The sequence below is a fragment of the Chondromyces apiculatus DSM 436 genome, from assembly GCF_000601485.1.
Classification (GTDB): domain Bacteria; phylum Myxococcota_A; class Polyangia; order Polyangiales; family Polyangiaceae; genus Chondromyces; species Chondromyces apiculatus.
Map to the genome: position 1 here is coordinate 41,731 of NZ_ASRX01000042.1, position 15,946 is coordinate 57,676.

Here is a 15,946-nt window from a genome sequence, read left to right on the forward strand (position 1 = left end):
AATGTCCAAAGAAGGACGGGGCCCAGCGCGAGCAAGGGCGACGTGCGATGTCCCACCGGGGGCAGGGGCATGCAGCGATTGCGCTGCCGCTGCATGATCGGCGTGCGTCGTCGGCTACGAATGACTTGCCGAGGCAGAGCGTCGCTCGTGCGTCTCGGGAGAGTGCCGGTCGGGTGGCGCGTGCTCGGACAGCTTCCAGAGAGCCTCCAGGATCATCTTCCGCTGTTCCTCGGCCAACGTGCCGGCGAGCGCTCCTGTGAGTGGCGTGATGGCTTCTCGCTGGCCCAGCTCCGCAAGGTATACCCACACCTCAACGCCAGTTGGATTCGCGCGCGCGAATGTCAGACCTACCTCGAGGGCCTGGTCGTGTGGCATCAGCTTGAGCGCTGAAACGACGTCCTCGGGAACCGTGAGCAAGCCTTGGCGAATCGCCTGCTCCAGGCGCGTCAGGGGGGCTCCGTCCCCTGGCAGGCCCGGGTGCTGCGCAGCGCCTCCGCCAAGCTTGTTCATCAGCATGCTCATCGTGAGGAGCGTGGTGGTCTGTTGAACGACGTTGAACTCCTTGCTCTGCAGCAAGCGCGAGACGTCTTGATCGATGTACTCCGAACGCGCTGGCCCCTCGCGTAGCGACGCCGTCGCGAGATCCATGACAGGTCTGATCATGCCGAAGAGCACGTCGATGAAAGCTTGCTCGTGGAGCTTTCCGAGCGCCTGCAGGGCGCGTCTCCTCTGGTCGGGTGTGCCCATCAGGGTGAAGAACTCCACGAACTGGGCAGAAGCGCCGTCGTCGATGGTCGTGAGCGCCTTGTTGAAGGCATCCTCAAGAAGGTCCGGTGCGAGAGCATGAACCGCGAAGAGCGCGGTGCCGCTGGCTGCAGATTTCATTTGTCGACCCATGCTCAGGAGCGGCTCTGCGGCGCTCCTGTCTCCCAGGATGGAGAGGGCCATGCCCGCGGCCGCGACAGCGGCATCGTTCGACGATCTCAGCAGATTGACGAGCGGCGCGACAGCCCCTCGGAATCGCATGGCTCCGAGCGCGCTGGCCGCACTGACGACCTCTGTTTCAATGGCGAGGTGACGGATGAGCTGCTGCCCCAGCGCTGCGGCGACCTCCGTGGAGGCGAGCTCCGTGAGCACGCGATGTGCCCTACCTTGAGCCTGCTTCAACACCCACGTGACGAACCGAGCGAGGATCTCCTCCTGGCGCGCCCGACCCACCGCATCTCCGGCCTCGGTCATCAGCAGCGTCGCGAGGGGCACCTGCTTTTCGAGCGCCTCGGTGATGTAGCTGTCTTCCCCCTCGATCTTCGTCGCGAGCACCTGCTCCACGAACTTCCTTGCGCTCACTGGCCGCTTCTGGACGAGCACCAGATACCCCACCCCGAGCCGCAGCACTTCCTCCCAGCGGGGCTCAAAAAGGTGCGCCAGCGCCACCTCCTCGAAGCGCTCCTCCGCGTGCAGCCCCGCCGCCACGAAGAACTCCTGGAAGGTGAGGTGGAGGAACCCCCAGGCACCCGCCCCGCGCTCCACCAGGATCTGCACTTCCTCGCCGGCCTTCCGCAGAAACTCCCGGGCCGCTCGCTTCGCCTCGTCACCCTCGGCCCGGCCCAGGTCGCGCATGGCGCTCTCCAGCGTGGTGAGCACGAAGGCTTCCGGAGCAACACCGGTGGGATGCGCCTCGTGCATCGCCAGCGCGAGCCGCCCGAGAATGGGCAGCGCTTCCTGCTCGTAATCGAGATCAGGCTCGCTGGTGTCCTGTCCCGCCACGAGGCGGCGGGCCTGGCCCCAGGTCTCGCAAAGCGCCCGCGCGAACAGCTCGTAGAGCTGCACGCGGTGACGTGGGAGGCGCCCCTCGGCCCGCTGGACCAGGGTGAGCGCCGAGAGAAGGAAAGGGTTGCGCGCGAGGCCAGCGAGCCGCTGGTTGGCCCCGATGGCGGTGAGGAGGCGATGGGTTTCCTCATCGGCCCTGGCGTCCTCCCGCACCCCCAGCTCCCAGGCCATGTAATGCCGGTGGAAGGTGCGCACGTAATGGTCTACCTGCGCGTCGGTCAGGGGTAGCAGTGCCCACTCGCTGCTGCGGGGCAGCTCGATGCCGGTGTAGCCCACATGCCGGGAGGTCACGATGAAGCGATTGTCGGCGTACACCGCCGCGAACGCTTCGATCCAGCGATAGAGGTCCTGGCGCTCCTCGGCGCGCACCTCGTCCAGACCGTCGAGCAACACGAGGCACTGGCCGGTTTCGAGCGCCGCCGGAAGGAAGGCGCGCAGGTCGACGAGCGATGCGGCGCGGCGGTTTGCCAGGTACCGCACGATCGCCTCCAGTGCCGGAGCCTCGTCTCCCAGCTCGCGTCGGACTTCCGCCAGGCGTCCCACGCTCAGCAGCAGCGGCAGCCGTCGCTCGTACACACCGAGCAGGCCATGCGTCGCAGCTCCTCCCTGGGCAGTGGCAGCCGCCAGCCAGCGGAGCAGCGTCGTCTTCCCGGTGCCCGGATCCCCGAGCACCACCAGGCTGTGGCTCTGCTGGAAGGCTTCGTGGAAGTCGCGCGCTTCTCCGACCGGCGCGGCGCGTGAGAGGTCGCGGGACACGCCGGCAAACGGCGACGCTCCTGCCGAGGAGAGCGCCGACTGCTTCAGGACCGCGGTGAGCACCTCGCGCTGCACCGGCGTCCTGCGGCCGCTCGGCTCCACCCGGAGCGGCTCGAAGACCTCCATCAGATCCAGCGCCGGAGGCTCCCGGCGCTGCAGGCGAAGCCCCACGTAGCGCAGCCGGGTCACCTCGGGGCTCCGCGCGTAAGCGCGCAGGCTGTCCCAGAGACGCAGACCGTCGTCCGAGCGCAGCGCTGTACGATCGATCCTGGCCACGGCCGCCGCTGGAAAGACGTACATGGGCAGGGTGTCGCCCATGGTCACGCCTGCGAGGGTCAGCGTCACCCGCTCGTCCTCACGGAGCGCCAGGAACACCTCCTCACTGACCAGGATCGCGGTCTCGGGGGCGAGCCGTTCGAGCTTCGCGCACGCCTCCACGCCAGGGCCCTGGAAAGTGCCCGGGTCCTCCAGCCACGCTGCCTGGCCCACGTGCGCGACGATGCGCGTGGGTATCTGCAGCTCCAGCCAGGCACGCTGCCACAGGGCGAACGCGAGCTGCCAGGCGCGCTCTCCGAGGCTCTCGCCGGTCACCCCTAGGGTGACCGCATCACCCTCCCATGTCAGCGGTTCGGTCACCCCGAACGCCCGGGCGATGGCCTCCACGCCACGGGTGTAGCGGGTGCGACGCGCCATCCCCTCGGGCTCTGCCAGCGCCTCGGGCGAGGGCGGATGCGCGAGCGCGATCCGGACGAGGCTCAGGAGGGAAGTCGGCGTGGTCATCTCACGTGGAGGAAGCGTAGCGGAGGATCACCCGGAAGCGGCCATCCGCCAGGGAAAACTCCGGCTCTGGCAGGTCCCGGTCGGTCATGCTGCGGATCATCTCGGGCACGCCGATGCCTGCATTCTCCTTGCGAGAAAGGCGAGCGAGGGCGCCCGCGAGGTAGGGATTGCGCCTCTGGCTCACGCCGCCTAGCTGGATACCGTCGAGGGTGAGCTGGTTGAGCAGCTCGGCAGGGTTGATGATCTCCACGCGGTCGTCGAACACGTAGATCAGGATCTGGGAGGTCACGCGGTAGTCGCGGTGGGTGAGGGCGTTGGCCACGGCCTCGCGGAGCGCGACGCGTGGGATGCCCAGCTCGCGGCGGGTGGTGCCGATCACGACCGAAGGCGAGGGGACGTTGAGATCGAGGAAAGTGAAGGCGTGCTCGAGCTGGTCCTGGACGCGGCCGCGGATCTCCTGGCGGTCCCGGAATTCGGAGGAGATGACGGTGCCATGGAAGCGGATCACCGTGATGTACGCATCGAGCAAGAAGAGCTGCGGCTCGCGAGCGAAGAGCAGAGCCCCGGCGATCGTGGGTACGCCGTCGGGATCGATGGCCTTGATGGCACGCAGGTAGCGGTCGGTCTGGTTGTGGAGGAGGCCGGGATAGGTCTCCATGATGAAGGAGCGGATCGCGTCGGGATCGAGGTCGTCGCGCGTGGCGTCATCGATGGGCTGCTCGTCGAAGTGCAGGTCCGTCGACGACTGGAGGATCCGCACCAGCTCCGGGCGCGTGGCCTCGCGGGACCGGTTGCCATCGCGCACGTAGTAGCGAGAGCCCGCGCGGAATGGACGATCAGGGCTGAAGCCGGGGACTCGGACCACGACCACGAGGGCGCCGTCGACCTCCACCTTCAGGAGCTTGCAGAGGAGGGAAGGCTGCAGGTTTTTCTGAGCGACGTCTGCGAGGTGCTGGATCACCCGATCTGCCTGCTGGGGAGAGCCGACGCCGCTCAGCCTGCCGTCGTCCTCAACGCCCGCGAACAGATCGCCACCGCCGGAGTTGGCCAGCGCGCAGAGGGTCTTGGCAGCGGCATCCGTGTCGATGAGCCCTCTGGGATTGGCGACGCTCTTGAACTCGGTGCGCGTGTCCTCGCCGAGGCGGGCGCGCTCCTTGACGTCCGCAGCCTTCATGCCGCGAACCTAGCCGGATTGCGGGAGCCCGTCAGCTTCCGGGCGAGGCACCGTCGGCCAGGAGCACGCGCCCACCAACCCTGACCGTCACCACACTCCCCGCGCTCCCAGCAGCGCTCCCAGCGGCCCTGCCGACAGCACCCCGGCGCTCACCCAGGGCGCTCCCGGCCTCGTCCTCGGCCCGGCTGCCGCATCGCCCGCGCCCCCTCGCGTGTCCGTCGCCGTCGTCGTTCCTGCCCCGCCCTTCTCGCTCCCCCCCGGCTCCGTCACCAGCAGCACCACCGCCGTCCCCACGCCCACAGCCCCGACCGCGAACCCGATCGTGCTCACGAGGCCCATGGTCTTCACCCGGTCCACCGCGTCGAGCCCCGCCGCGTCGCACACCCGCGCATTGCTCTGACCGATGGCGCTCCCGCAGTGCTCGTCCATCGTCCCCTTCGCCCCGAGCGCGAGCGCCCCCATCACCCCGCCCACCGCGAGCCCCGCGACACCCAGCCCGCCGACCGTGTATGTCAGCGCGCGCCGCCCCGCGGATACGCCTGCATCCCCTTCGCCGGCCCCCGAAGCGATAGGCTTCAGCGGCCCGGGCTTCGGCAGGTTCACGCCCAGCGTGACCTCGCGCTTCTCCTTCGGCGCGAGCGAGATCTCCTCCTCCCACGGCTCCGTGCCAGGCACCTCGGTCGACACCGTGTGCGGCCCCGGATCCACCGGCAGCGGCACCCCGATCGCAGCGCTGCCCACCACCTCACCGTCGCGCTTCACCACCAGACCTCCGGGCGCCGTGGGCGGCAGGACCAGCGTCAGCTCGGGGGACTCGGCGCGCAGGCGGTCGCGCTCCTTCTTCGCCACCTGCGGGCGCCTGCCCTGGCGCAGCTTCTGGGCGCGGGGGAGCTTCTCGTAGATCTCCAGGTAGTCGCTGAAGTGCGCAGCGGCGGAGGCGGTGTGGCCCCAGCGGTTCTCGCACTCGGCCAGCGTGAACAGCGTCCCGGGGCGGGGGTCGATGCGCTGGCTCTCGGCGATGGCGCGGCAGCCCTCCTGGTAGCGGCCGGCCTTCATGTCGGCGACGCCGCGGTTGTAGAGCGCCTCGGCGCTGGCGACGTCCTGGGCTGCGGCGGGATCGACACGCGCGAGGGCTGCAAGCGCGATGAGGAGGGCAGTGCGCGTGGGACCCATCGCGGGTCAGTCGCGTCCCAGCAGAGAGGAGGTCTCCGGGAAGGCATCCTTCTTCGAAGTGCCGAGCTTGCCAGAAGTGACGGGCGTGCGCGTCTTCGTGACGGGCGTGGCGGCGCTCGAAGACTTCGTCGTGGGCTGGGCGCCGTGGCCTGACGTGGGCGCACCCGAGGCCTGGGTGGGGTCGCCCGCAGCAGTGCCGGGGGGCGTCGCGGAAGTGGTGCCGGCCTGGCCAGCCTGGAGGGAGCCCCCCGCGCTGCTCTCGGGCGTTCCTGGCGTCGTGGGCTGGGCGCCATCGCCAGGCGCGGGGGCGGTGGGCGCAGGCGTGGCTGCGGTGGGCGTGGTTGCGGCAGGGGAGGCGAGGCCCGGGGCACCTTCGGGCGAGACAGCGTTCACGGTGCGCGGTGGGGTCGTCTCGGCAGAACCGGGCTGGGTGACCCACCACAGCGCCGAGACGAGCAGGCCCACGGCGAAGCCCATGCCGACCACCTTCGGCCCCATGGCGAGCCCACGCTTCGGCGGGGCCGCGACGGGTCCCGCCGCTGTCGCGCCTACCAGGTTCGTGGTCCATTCACGGACCGAGGTCGACGACAGGTCCACGCGCGTGGTCGTCCCGTCGAGCGGGACACCGGTGGGGAAAGGAGAAATGATGGGCAGAGGCGTCGCAAGTGCTCGGGGCGCCGCAAGCGTCTGTGACGCGGTGAGCGCCTGCGGCATCGCGATAGGGAGCGGCGTCGCGAGGGCGTGAGGCGCACCGAGGGGCAGCGGGGTCCGGCTGGAGTTCGGGGAGTGGCCGAGCAGCACCTCGTGCAAGGCGCTCACGGCCTCGGGGGCGGACTGGTAGCGCGCACCCGGGTCGAGGGCGGTCATGCGCGCGAACCAGGCGTCGAAGGCTGCCGGGAGGACGACGCCTGCGGCGGCGGCGCGGCGCACGGCGGACTCCTGGGGGCCCCGGATCGCGATCAGCGCGAAGGCGATCGATGCGGACGCGGCAGACGCCTCGGGAGCCCAGTAGGGCACGCCCACGAGCAAGGTGAAGGCGACGAGGCCGAGCGCGTAGATGTCGGTCGCGCCGCTCAGCTTCGTGCTGACGGTGAGCTGCTCGGGGGCCATGTACATGGGGGTGCCCACGTTCTGGGTGGCCTCGGCGGCCGAGATGCCTTCGCTCACGATCTTGGCGACGCCGAAGTCGATGATCTTGAGGCGCGGGGTCCCGTCCGGGCGGAGCGTGAGGAACAGGTTCGCCGGCTTGAGGTCACGGTGGACGATGGACGCGGCGTGGGTGAGCGCGAGCGCGGAGGCGGCCTGCAGGAGGTACGTGAGCGCCTCCTCGACGGGGAGCTTCCCGGTGCGCTTGAGGCGGGCGCCCAGGTCCTCGCCGCGGAGCAGCTCCATGACCATGAAGGGGCTCTGCGTGGCCTCGTCGATGCCAGCGTCGACCACGTCGACCACGTGCTCGCTCTCGATGCCGCCCGCGATGCGCGCTTCGAGCTGGAAGCGCTCGCGCAGCGCCTCGCTGTCGAGGATGTGCGGGTGCATGACCTTGAGCGCGCGGCGCCGCGCCGTCTCCAGGTGCTCGACTTCGTAGACGGCGCCCATGGCCCCGGCCGCGATGCGCCGGACAATCCGGTAGCGCTGCGCGAAGAGGAGGCCTTCGGGGAGGACGCCCGGCATGAGGCGGAGGATCGGTGCGCCCGCCAGGGGAGTCAAGCGCGCTGCCCTCCTGCAGAGGCAGGTGTGCGGCCGCTGAGGTGCGTCTACTGCGCGATGGGATCCCTGGAGTAACTGACGATCCGATTGAACTCGTCGTCGACCCAGTAGAGGCACTGCGTACCGAGCAGCATCTCACCTGGCTTCATCTTGCTCGCCGGATCGACATACAGGGTCTCGGCGGTGGTGTCGTTGAAGCCCGCGCGCGAGATCTCGCGGCTGCCGGTGGCGTGCGCCCAGTAGACGTGGGACTGGTCGGCGACGATCGTCGACGGGCTCGGTTTGGATCCAGCGATGGTGTCCACGTCCGGCGCGCCGGGCGTGTAGATCCGCACTCCCTCCGGGTTCTGCGTCGTCCAGAAGATGCGCACGTTGGGCTGGGGGCCTGTGTCCGGCAGCGGGACGAGCGTGAGATCGTGGACACTCCCTGTGTCGTCCGAGTAGTCGATAGCGGCGGGGCTTCCAATGCTCCAGAGGTAGACCAGGCCCGAGACATCCCAGGATGCCCAGTATTTCATGCCCTGGGAGGTGACAGCGAGGTGGCGAGGCGGGAGGTTGCCATCATGGATCCGCTCGATGGGTCCACCGTTGAAGGTCCCGTAGTACACGTCGTGGGTCACGTTCTGCACCCAGAAGACGGTGCCGAACCGAGCTTCCATTTCCGCGACATCCGTATGCTGCTCGAAGCCCGGGAGCATGGTGAGGGGAGAGGACGGAGATTTCGACGTTTGCATGAAGCCGCTGGAGGTGAGCGCGATGATCTTGTCCTCCGACTCGGCGATCTCGTCGATGGTGACACCCCCGGAGGCACAAACGAGGCTCTCTGAGGCCGTGGCCGCATCGCCATCGCGCTGGGACCTGTAGATGCACGAGCCGTCGTGCCAGTAGAAGTAGCTCAGGTCGAAGATGGGGCTCTTGAGGGTCGAGCCCTGCGGCGCCCTCGCGACCGTGGCGGGTACGCACTGGCCGTTGAAGCATCGGCTGCAGTCGCAAGCCAAGGCGCACTCGTTGCAAATCGCAGGGTCGGAGTTCGGGTAGTCGCAGGGGACGGTCGCGTCCGCGCCACCCCCTTGCCCCGCGCCGCCCTGCCCCGCGCCACCTTGCCCAGTGCCACTCGCCCCCGAGCCACTCGCCCCCGAGCCACCCTCCCCCGAGCCACCTGGCCCGGAGCCTCCCTGCCCGGGGGGCACGGGGCTGTAGTCACCCTCGACGCCGAGGATCGTGGTGCAGCTCAGCGCAAGCACCGCGGCGGCGCCGTACAGGGCAGGGCGGAGGAGACGTCGGGAATGCATCGTGAAAGCCATCTCCTGGGTCACCGAGCGCTGGTCGTCCGGGGTCTCTGCCCGACCGGGGGCCGGAGGCGACGGCAGCCTCTTTGGGGGGCTCCATCTTCAGGGTGCCAGCCTACCATGAACACCCTCTCCAAGCGGGTAGGGAAGCCTCGTTCCGGGCGCGTGTCCCTCGGACGGAGGCCGCGGGTTGCGAAAAATCGGAGGAAACGTCTCTGCTCCGGGTGGGAACTGCAACCCAACCGCTTGGGTTGACGTTGCTCCGGGTGGGAACTGCAACCCAACCGCTTGGGTTGACATTGCTCGCGGTGGGAACTGCAACCCAACCGCTTGGGTCGACATTGCTCGCGGTGGGAACTGCAACCCAACCGCTTGGGTCGACATTGCGAAATGTCGGAGCGCCAAGTTCAACCCTTCGGTTGCAATTGCACGCGCCCGCAGGGGGAAAGGACGTCCTCGAACGTCGTTTTCCTGCGTTTGCAGGTGAGCAGGAGCCCTTCCGGGCCTGGTTCTCTCGTGGCTCGTAGCGGGGGGCACCTTCTCGGGAGGGCTCTGCCGCGCGCGGCGTCGGAAAGCTGCTGCGCGCGGTCGGTCCTGTCAGCGCTTCAGCCGTCGGCGGGGGTGGCGTGGAGCTTGCCATCCTGCCAGCTCACCACCTGGTCGACGGGGGTGACGCGGGTCCAGTCGAAGGTGCGGAGGAGGTCGGCGGGGGTGCAGTCCTCGGGCTCGGGGAGGAGGCCGACGCACCAGGCGAGCTGGCCGCAAAGGCGGGGGGCGGTGAGGCCGAGGGTGGCGCCGCGGGGGGAGAGGTGGGTCTTGGCGAGCTTGCCGCCGCGGGCTTCGAGGAGGAGCAGGTGGTGGCGGTAGCGGGGGGTGGGGAGGCCGAGGAGGGTCTGGAGGGCGGCCTGGGTGGCGGTGGAGGGGGCGATGTCGCGGCCGCGGACGATGCGGGTGACGTGGGCGGCGGCGTCGTCGACGACGACGGCGAGCTGGTAGGCGATGGCGCCGTCGCGGCGGCGGACGACGGGGTCGCCCAAGGCGAGGGAGGGGTCCTGGGAGAGGTCGAGGCCGCCCTCGTCGGCGGGGCTGAAGGTGCCGGCGGGGAGGGCGACGCGGAGGGGGTCGCGGGAGGCGCGCCAGCCGCCAGGGGGGAGGGGGCGGCCGCGGCTGCGGTTGTCGTAGGCGAAGCCGCCGTCAGGGGCGCGGCGGCCGAGGGCGCGGAGGTCTTCGCGGGAAGCGGTGCAGGGGTAGAGGGCGCCCTGGGCTGCGAGGTGGTCGAGGGCTGCCTCATGCTGGGGGGCGAGGGCGCGCTGTTCGACGGTGGCGTCCCAGTCGAGGCCGAGCCAGGTGAGGTCGTCGAGGATGCTGCGGGCGTGCTCGGGGCGGCAGCGGTCAGGATCGAGGTCTTCGAGGCGGAGGAGGAGACGGGCGCCGCGGGCGCGGGCGTCGAGCCAGCAGAGCAGCGCGGCGGTGAGGGTGCCGAGGTGGGCCTGGCCGGTGGTGGAGGGGGCGAAGCGGCAGACGTCGGGAGGGGAGGGAGCCACGTCCGCGGGGAGCTTCAGGTCGCGGCGCCAGGCTGCGCGGGAGGCGCTGAAGGCGCGGGGGGCGCAGAGGGGGCGGTGAGGAAGCGGGAGAGGCGGGTGCGCACGCGGTCGATGCCCATCACGGCCATGACCTCGTGCAGGTCGGGGGTGTTCTTGGTGCCGCAGAGGGCGACGCGGAGGAGCTGGGAGACGTCGCCGACGTGGCCCTTGTAGGCGGCGGGGTTGGCCTTGTGGAGCTTCATGTCGCCGGCGTAGCCGTGCTGGTTGGAGACCTCGCGGATGCGGTCGAACCAGGCGTCCTTGCCGGCGGCAGGGTCGTAGGTGTCGAGGAGCTGCTGGAGGAGGACGGGGCGCTCCGCGGCGGGGATGGCCTCGGGGAAGTCGAAGTTCCCGGCCGTGGCGAGCGCGTCGTACAGCTCGTCGTAGAAGTAGCCGAGCTGGGGGCGGAGGTCGGGCCAGGTGACGATGCGCTTGTTCTTGGCGCCGGGGCGCTCGATGTGGAGGGCGCGGCGGGTGTAGTCGGGGTGCTGCTCCATGAGCGCGGCGAGCTCAGGGTCGAAGCGCTTCGCCCAGCGGAGGCCGTTGCCGTAGACCTCCTCGGCGTTCATGCGGGCGATGACGCCCTGGCTGACGTTGCTGAGCTTCACGAGGTCGCTCAGGGCGCCGCCGGCGGCGAGCTTGTTCAGCTTGAGGGGGAAGTCGGTGTAGGGCTTCTGGGGGCTCCCGCGGCGCCAGTCCTCGAAGGCGGAGTTGGCGATGTTGAGCAGGTACTCGATGGTGCCCGCCTCGGGGACGCCGGCCTCGAAGTAGTAGTCGACGTTGGCCTCGGGGTCGTGGCGCTTGCTCAGCTTGCGGCGGGAGTCGGTGGTCTTGGTCTCGCCGGTCTCGGCGTCCTTCTCCTCCACGCGGTCGAGCTTCTGGATGGGCGGGACGTGGGCGTAGCTCGGGGGCTTGAAGCCGAGGTAGCGGAAGAGCTGGAGGTGGAAGGGCATGCTGCTCATCCACTCGTCGCCGCGGATGACGTGCGTCGTGCGCATGAGGTGGTCGTCGACGGCGTGGGCGAAGTGGTAGGTGGGGATGCCGTCGGACTTGAGGAGGACGTGGTCGACGTCGTTGACGGGCATGGAGATGGTGCCCTTCACGCCGTCCTTCCACTCGATGCGGCCCGAGGGGTCGTCGGGGGCGCGGAGGCGCATCACGAAGGGGAGGCCGCGGCCGAGGGCCTCCTCGACGCTGGCGAGCGAGGCGTCGCGCCACTTCGCCCAGCGGCCGTGGTAGCCGGTCTTGGCCTTGAGGGCGGTCTGCTCGACGCGGATGGCGTCCAGCTCCTCGACGGTGCAGAAGCAGGGGTAGGCGAGGCCGCGGCGGATCAGCTCGATGGCGTAGTCGCGGTAGATCGCGGCGCGCTCGGTCTGCACGTAAGGGGCGTAGGGGCCTTGCTGGATGAAGGAGCCGTCAGGGCCGCGGAGGACGCCCTCGTCGGGGTCGAGGCCGTAGCGGGCCATGGCGTCGACGATGGTGTCGAGGGCGCCGGGGATGGCGCGCTTGACGTCGGTATCCTCGAGGCGGAGGTAAAAGGCGCCCTTGCTCTGGACGGCGAGGCGCTTGTTGATGAGCGAGACGAAGATGCCGCCGATGTGCATGAAGCCGGTGGGGCTCGGCGCGTAGCGGGTGACCATGGCGCCCTCGGGGAGCGCGCGGGGCGGGTAGATGGCCTCGTAAGCCTCGGGGCGCTTCGCGGACGCCGCCGCGTAGCCATAGAGCAGGCGGATGAGGGCCTCGCGATCGGTGGCGCTGGCGTCCGCGGCGCCTGCGGCGGTTGCTGCGCTGGCGGCGTCTGCGGCGAGATTTTCCGGCTTGTCCATGGGCGGCGTGTCGCTCCTCGTGCGGTCGGGGGCGTGCCTTTGCATGCCGTCCGACGCCTGTCAACGAGGGGTCCCCGGCCGCTGCATGCCGTCCTGCGCCTGTCCACGAGGGGGGGTCCCCGGCCGCTGCGGTCCGGCGTACCATGGCAGCATGGGGTCGCGTCCGGTCTCGGGGCTCGTGGTCGCGGTGCTGATCGCCGCGCAGAGTGGCTGCGGATCGTCCGGTACCAACCAGCTCCTCAACGCGGCGCTCTCGACGGGCATCGCGGTGGCATCCGTCGCGGCGGCGCGGGCGACGACGGACGCTTGCTGGGGCGACTGCCGTTTGGGTACCGCGTGCGACACGGCGTCGGGCACCTGCCAACCGCTGCCGTGCCACGCCACCTGTGCCGCAGACGACCGCTGCGTCCTGGTGGACGGCGTGGAGACCTGCGTGCGCGGCACGGGGCATGACGGGATCGCGGGGGCGCCGGACGTGGGGGGACCCGACGAGCCGGCTGGCAAAGCGGCTGCCGCGGATCCGTGTCGGGGGCTCTGCTTTGCGGGGGAGACGTGCCAGGTCGAGGTCGGCGTCGCGAGCTGCGTGCGCGCCGCGCCTTGAAGCGCATCCGCGGGGAAGGCGGGGCGGGCTCGTCCTCCCCCGAGGAGCAAGGAGGGCTCAGTTGCTCTTGACCGGGATCTGCCTCGGCTTCACGGCGGCCGACTTGGGCAGGTGGATGAAGAGCACGCCGTCCTTCAGCTCGGCGGCGATCTTCTCGGCGTCGATGCCGCGGGGCACCACGAAGGTGCGCCGGTAATCCCAGAGGCCGCCCACGTCCTTGCCGGGCACGAGGCGGGCGGCGTCGACGCGCTTGCCCTCGATGGTCAGCTCGCCCTTCTCCAGGTTCACGCTCAGGCCGTCCTGGAGCACGCCCGGGAGGTCAGCGACGACGAGCAACTCGTCCGCGTTCTCGTGGATGTCGACGCGTGGGGCCACGGTGGCGCGCTGCTGGAAGCTCTCGGCCTGGTTGCGCGCTCGGTCGTTCGCAAGGGTGTTCTCGGTGCTCATGATGGTCACTCCTCTGATCCTCTGAAGTCTTCTGTGGGGCGCTCTCGCCCGCTCGCGCCCTCGTGTGCACGCGCGGGCAGGGCTGCCATTACCTGGTCGTCACGCCGATCTTGCGGGGCTGCGTCTCCGGGCTCCGGGGCAGGGTGAGCGTCAGCACGCCGTTCTTGAGCACGGCGGTGGTGGTCTCCGGGTCCACCTTGCTCGGGAGCGTGAAGGTGCGCGAGAACCTCAGGCCAGGGCGCTCCTGCCGGTGCGTCGTGTAGCCTTCGGGAGCGTCGCTCTTGCGCTCGGCCGAGAGGGTGAGGACGTCCTGATTCAGCGAGACGTTCAGGTCCTTCTCGGTCACGCCGGGCAGGTCCGCCTTCACGACGTAGGCATTGCCCGTGTCGAAGAGGTGAATGCGCGGGCCAGCGGCGGTGAGGCGAGGCCCACCATCGAATTCACCACGGAGCGAGGCCCGCGGAGGGGCGAACGTGTCGTAGGTCTCGAACATGCGATCCATGCGCTGCCGAAGGTCGTCCATCAGGGCAAAGGTGCGATCGATCTGGTTGTAGCGTGCCATGGGAATAGCTCCTTCACTCGTACCAGCCGGCAGACCAGGGGGGCCGCTGCGTCCGTTGCACGCGCCCATTCCTGTCCCCAGGTGGCAATGATTCTCGTCTCAATCGCGGGACCGCCGCTCCCCTGAGCTCGGTTCAACCCGCACGACCAATCTTCGCACGGTGCGGAGGGTGTCAAGGGCAGGGCGATCGGGTCTCGCGAGGAGAGGCGCCACAGGCGACGGGGGAGAGGCGCCACGAGCGGCGGGCCCCTTCATCTAAAAGAGGAGAGAGGACGCGGGAGCTCTGCAAGGTGGAACGAAAGGTTGACTGTCTGAACAACTTGATACAAACCATGAACATGGCATCCAGCTCGCCGCCCAGGTCATCGCGCTCGCTGTCGAGGCTCGTCGCCGGGGGGGCGCTCGTCGCGGCGACGGGGGTGCAAGGGGTGGCGCTCGGGCTGCCCGCCGAGGGCGAGAAGGCGCCGAACGCGCGGGTCGAGGATGCGGATGGCCGCGCGCTCGAGATGAAGAGCCTGCAAGGCAAGCCCATCATCATCATGTACGAGGACAAGGAGTCGTCCTCGCAGAATAAGGCGTTCAAGGACGAGCTGGGCAAGCTGGCCAAGGGTGACCGCTACAAGAAGACGGTGGCGCTCGCGGCCATCGCCGACGTGAGCGGGTACAACTTCTGGCCTGCCAAGGGGTTCGTGAAGGACGCGATCCGCGAGGAGTCGGTGAAGGCGGGGACCACCATCTACTGCGACTGGGATGGCTCGTTCCGCAAGAAGTACCGGCTGCGCGCGGGCGTGAGCAGCGTGCTTCTGGTGAGCCGCGCGGGTGAGGTGCTCTTCGCGGCCGAGGGGACCCTGTCGGCAGAGCGGCGCGGGCAGATCATCGAGCTGCTGAAGTCCGAGATCGCCAAGTAGAGGAGCGCCAGGTAGAGCGGCGCCGGCGCGCTCCCCAGTAGTGCGTACGGCAATTCAGGGACCTTCGGTCCCTACGCTCCCGATGGTCCCTACCCCCGTTGCTTCGCTCGAACGCCGAGCCGAGGACCTGGGATGAACCTGGGTAGCGCAGTGCTCATACACACGGCCGGGGACATTGTCCGCTTCCCGAGGTGACGGGCGTCAGGCCCGAAGCGGCAGAACGCTCTGGAGACCGCGGGTGGATCGCGGAGTGGGGGGCCCCGACGAGCTTTGCCCGGCGGGGGGCGGGGGCGCGAGCCCCTGCCGTGTGAATCAGGAGAGGCTGCCGTTGCGGTCGCGGCGGAGGGTGGCGAGGGCGCGCTCGATGGTGGTGCGCAGATCGTTGAGGTCGGTGGCGACGATGCCTCCGCGGGACTCGATGAAGGGCCGCAGGGCTGTGGCGCCGTGACCGCCGACGATCCACACGGTGCCGCGGCAGGCGTCGGCGTAAGCGTCGACGAGGTCGCGGGCATGGGAGGGGATGGGCGCCACGGAGACGGTCAGGGCGACGACCTCGGGGGAGAGGGACTCGACGGCGCGGGCCATGGCCGAGGGGGGGGTGCGGGGGCCGAGGAGGACCACCCGGAAGCCCCAGGCGCAGAAGCGCAGGCCCACGCCGATCAGGCCGAGGACGTGGTCTTCCTCGATGAACCCGGCGAGCACCACGCGGCGCGCGCTCTCGGCGGGCTGGGCAAGGCGGAGGAGGTGGAGAAGCGTGGCGCCGAGGATCTGGGAGGCCATGTGCTCCTGGGCGACGGTGACCTGGCCGGCGTGCCAGAGGTCGCCGATCTGTTCGAGGGCAGGGCCGAGGGCGCGCTCGAAGATGGTCACGGAGGGGCCAAGGGAGAGGGCCTTGCTGACCTCCGCTTCGAGCATCTCCGGGTCGAAGCGGACGGTGGCCTCGACGATGCGGTCACGGGTGCTCGTGAAGGCGTCGCCATCGCCGTTGGTGGCGGGGAGCGTCGCGCCGCGGGCTTCGAGGACGGCCTGCGCGGCCTCGGCTGCCGCCATGCCGGAGGCGACGTGGTCGCGCATCTTCTTGACGAGCTGGACGTCGTCGTCGCTGTAGAGGCGGTAGGCAGAGGCCGTGCGCGCCGGGGCGGGGACGCCGTAGCGGCGCTCCCAGGCCCGGAGGGTAGCCGTGGAGACGCCGCTCATCTTCGAGACGGCCTGGATGCGGTAGCGGCTCACGCAGGTGTTCCTCGCCGGGTCTCTCGGGGCCGGCGTCAGGGGCAGCGTCGTCGGGATGCCTTCGGTCGTGCGAAGGCGTT

The 15,946-nt window shown here is 69.9% G+C and carries 12 protein-coding genes; 2 read left to right on the forward strand and 10 right to left on the reverse strand.

Annotated features, from left to right (window positions below; genetic code table 11):
• Positions 1-114: 114 nt before the first annotated feature.
• From CAP_RS24875 to CAP_RS24905, 7 genes are all read right to left on the reverse strand, one after another.
• Entirely contained in the window at positions 115-3,366 is a 3,252-nt protein-coding gene (locus CAP_RS24875) for an NACHT domain-containing protein (protein WP_044245330.1), read from the reverse strand.
• Between the two features lies 1 nt (position 3,367).
• Entirely contained in the window at positions 3,368-4,540 is a 1,173-nt protein-coding gene (locus CAP_RS24880) for an ATP-binding protein (RefSeq protein ID WP_044245333.1), read from the reverse strand.
• Between the two features lie 87 nt (positions 4,541-4,627).
• A complete protein-coding gene (locus tag CAP_RS24885; RefSeq protein WP_044245336.1) occupies positions 4,628-5,713 on the reverse strand; it encodes a tetratricopeptide repeat protein in 1,086 nt (361 codons plus the stop codon).
• A 6-nt stretch (positions 5,714-5,719) separates the two neighbouring features.
• Positions 5,720-7,384 carry a serine/threonine protein kinase gene (locus CAP_RS24890; protein ID WP_044245446.1) on the reverse strand — a complete coding sequence of 555 codons (1,665 nt, stop codon included), beginning with the start codon at positions 7,382-7,384 and terminating at the stop codon, positions 5,720-5,722.
• Between the two features lie 83 nt (positions 7,385-7,467).
• A complete protein-coding gene (locus CAP_RS24895; protein ID WP_156041125.1) occupies positions 7,468-8,712 on the reverse strand; it encodes a hypothetical protein in 1,245 nt (414 codons plus the stop codon).
• 602 nt (positions 8,713-9,314) lie between these two features.
• Positions 9,315-10,253: a glutamate--tRNA ligase family protein gene (locus tag CAP_RS24900; RefSeq protein WP_044245338.1), complete on the reverse strand. Its 939-nt coding sequence runs from the start codon at positions 10,251-10,253 to the stop codon at positions 9,315-9,317.
• 14 nt (positions 10,254-10,267) lie between these two features.
• Positions 10,268-12,118 carry a glutamate--tRNA ligase gene (locus tag CAP_RS24905; RefSeq protein WP_081865232.1) on the reverse strand — a complete coding sequence of 617 codons (1,851 nt, stop codon included), beginning with the start codon at positions 12,116-12,118 and terminating at the stop codon, positions 10,268-10,270.
• A 151-nt stretch (positions 12,119-12,269) separates the two neighbouring features.
• On the opposite strand from CAP_RS24905, the gene CAP_RS24910 reads away from it, so the two are divergent.
• A complete protein-coding gene (locus CAP_RS24910; RefSeq protein WP_156041126.1) occupies positions 12,270-12,719 on the forward strand; it encodes a hypothetical protein in 450 nt (149 codons plus the stop codon).
• A 57-nt stretch (positions 12,720-12,776) separates the two neighbouring features.
• On the opposite strand, the gene CAP_RS24915 is transcribed toward CAP_RS24910, so the two are convergent.
• The gene (locus tag CAP_RS24915; RefSeq protein ID WP_044245451.1) at positions 12,777-13,166 is read right to left on the reverse strand and encodes an Hsp20/alpha crystallin family protein; all 390 of its coding nucleotides are present in this window, start codon (positions 13,164-13,166) and stop codon (positions 12,777-12,779) included.
• Between the two features lie 88 nt (positions 13,167-13,254).
• On the reverse strand, positions 13,255-13,728 hold the full coding sequence (locus CAP_RS24920; protein ID WP_044245343.1) for an Hsp20/alpha crystallin family protein: 474 nt from the start codon (positions 13,726-13,728) through the stop codon (positions 13,255-13,257).
• A gap of 338 nt (positions 13,729-14,066) precedes the next feature.
• Between CAP_RS24920 and CAP_RS24925 the strand changes: the two genes are divergently transcribed.
• On the forward strand, positions 14,067-14,636 hold the full coding sequence (locus CAP_RS24925) for a YtfJ family protein (protein ID WP_231511675.1): 570 nt from the start codon (positions 14,067-14,069) through the stop codon (positions 14,634-14,636).
• A gap of 312 nt (positions 14,637-14,948) precedes the next feature.
• Here CAP_RS24925 and CAP_RS24930 read toward each other — a convergent pair whose 3' ends face one another.
• Entirely contained in the window at positions 14,949-15,866 is a 918-nt protein-coding gene (locus tag CAP_RS24930) for a MerR family transcriptional regulator (RefSeq protein WP_044245348.1), read from the reverse strand.
• Positions 15,867-15,946 lie beyond the last annotated feature (80 nt).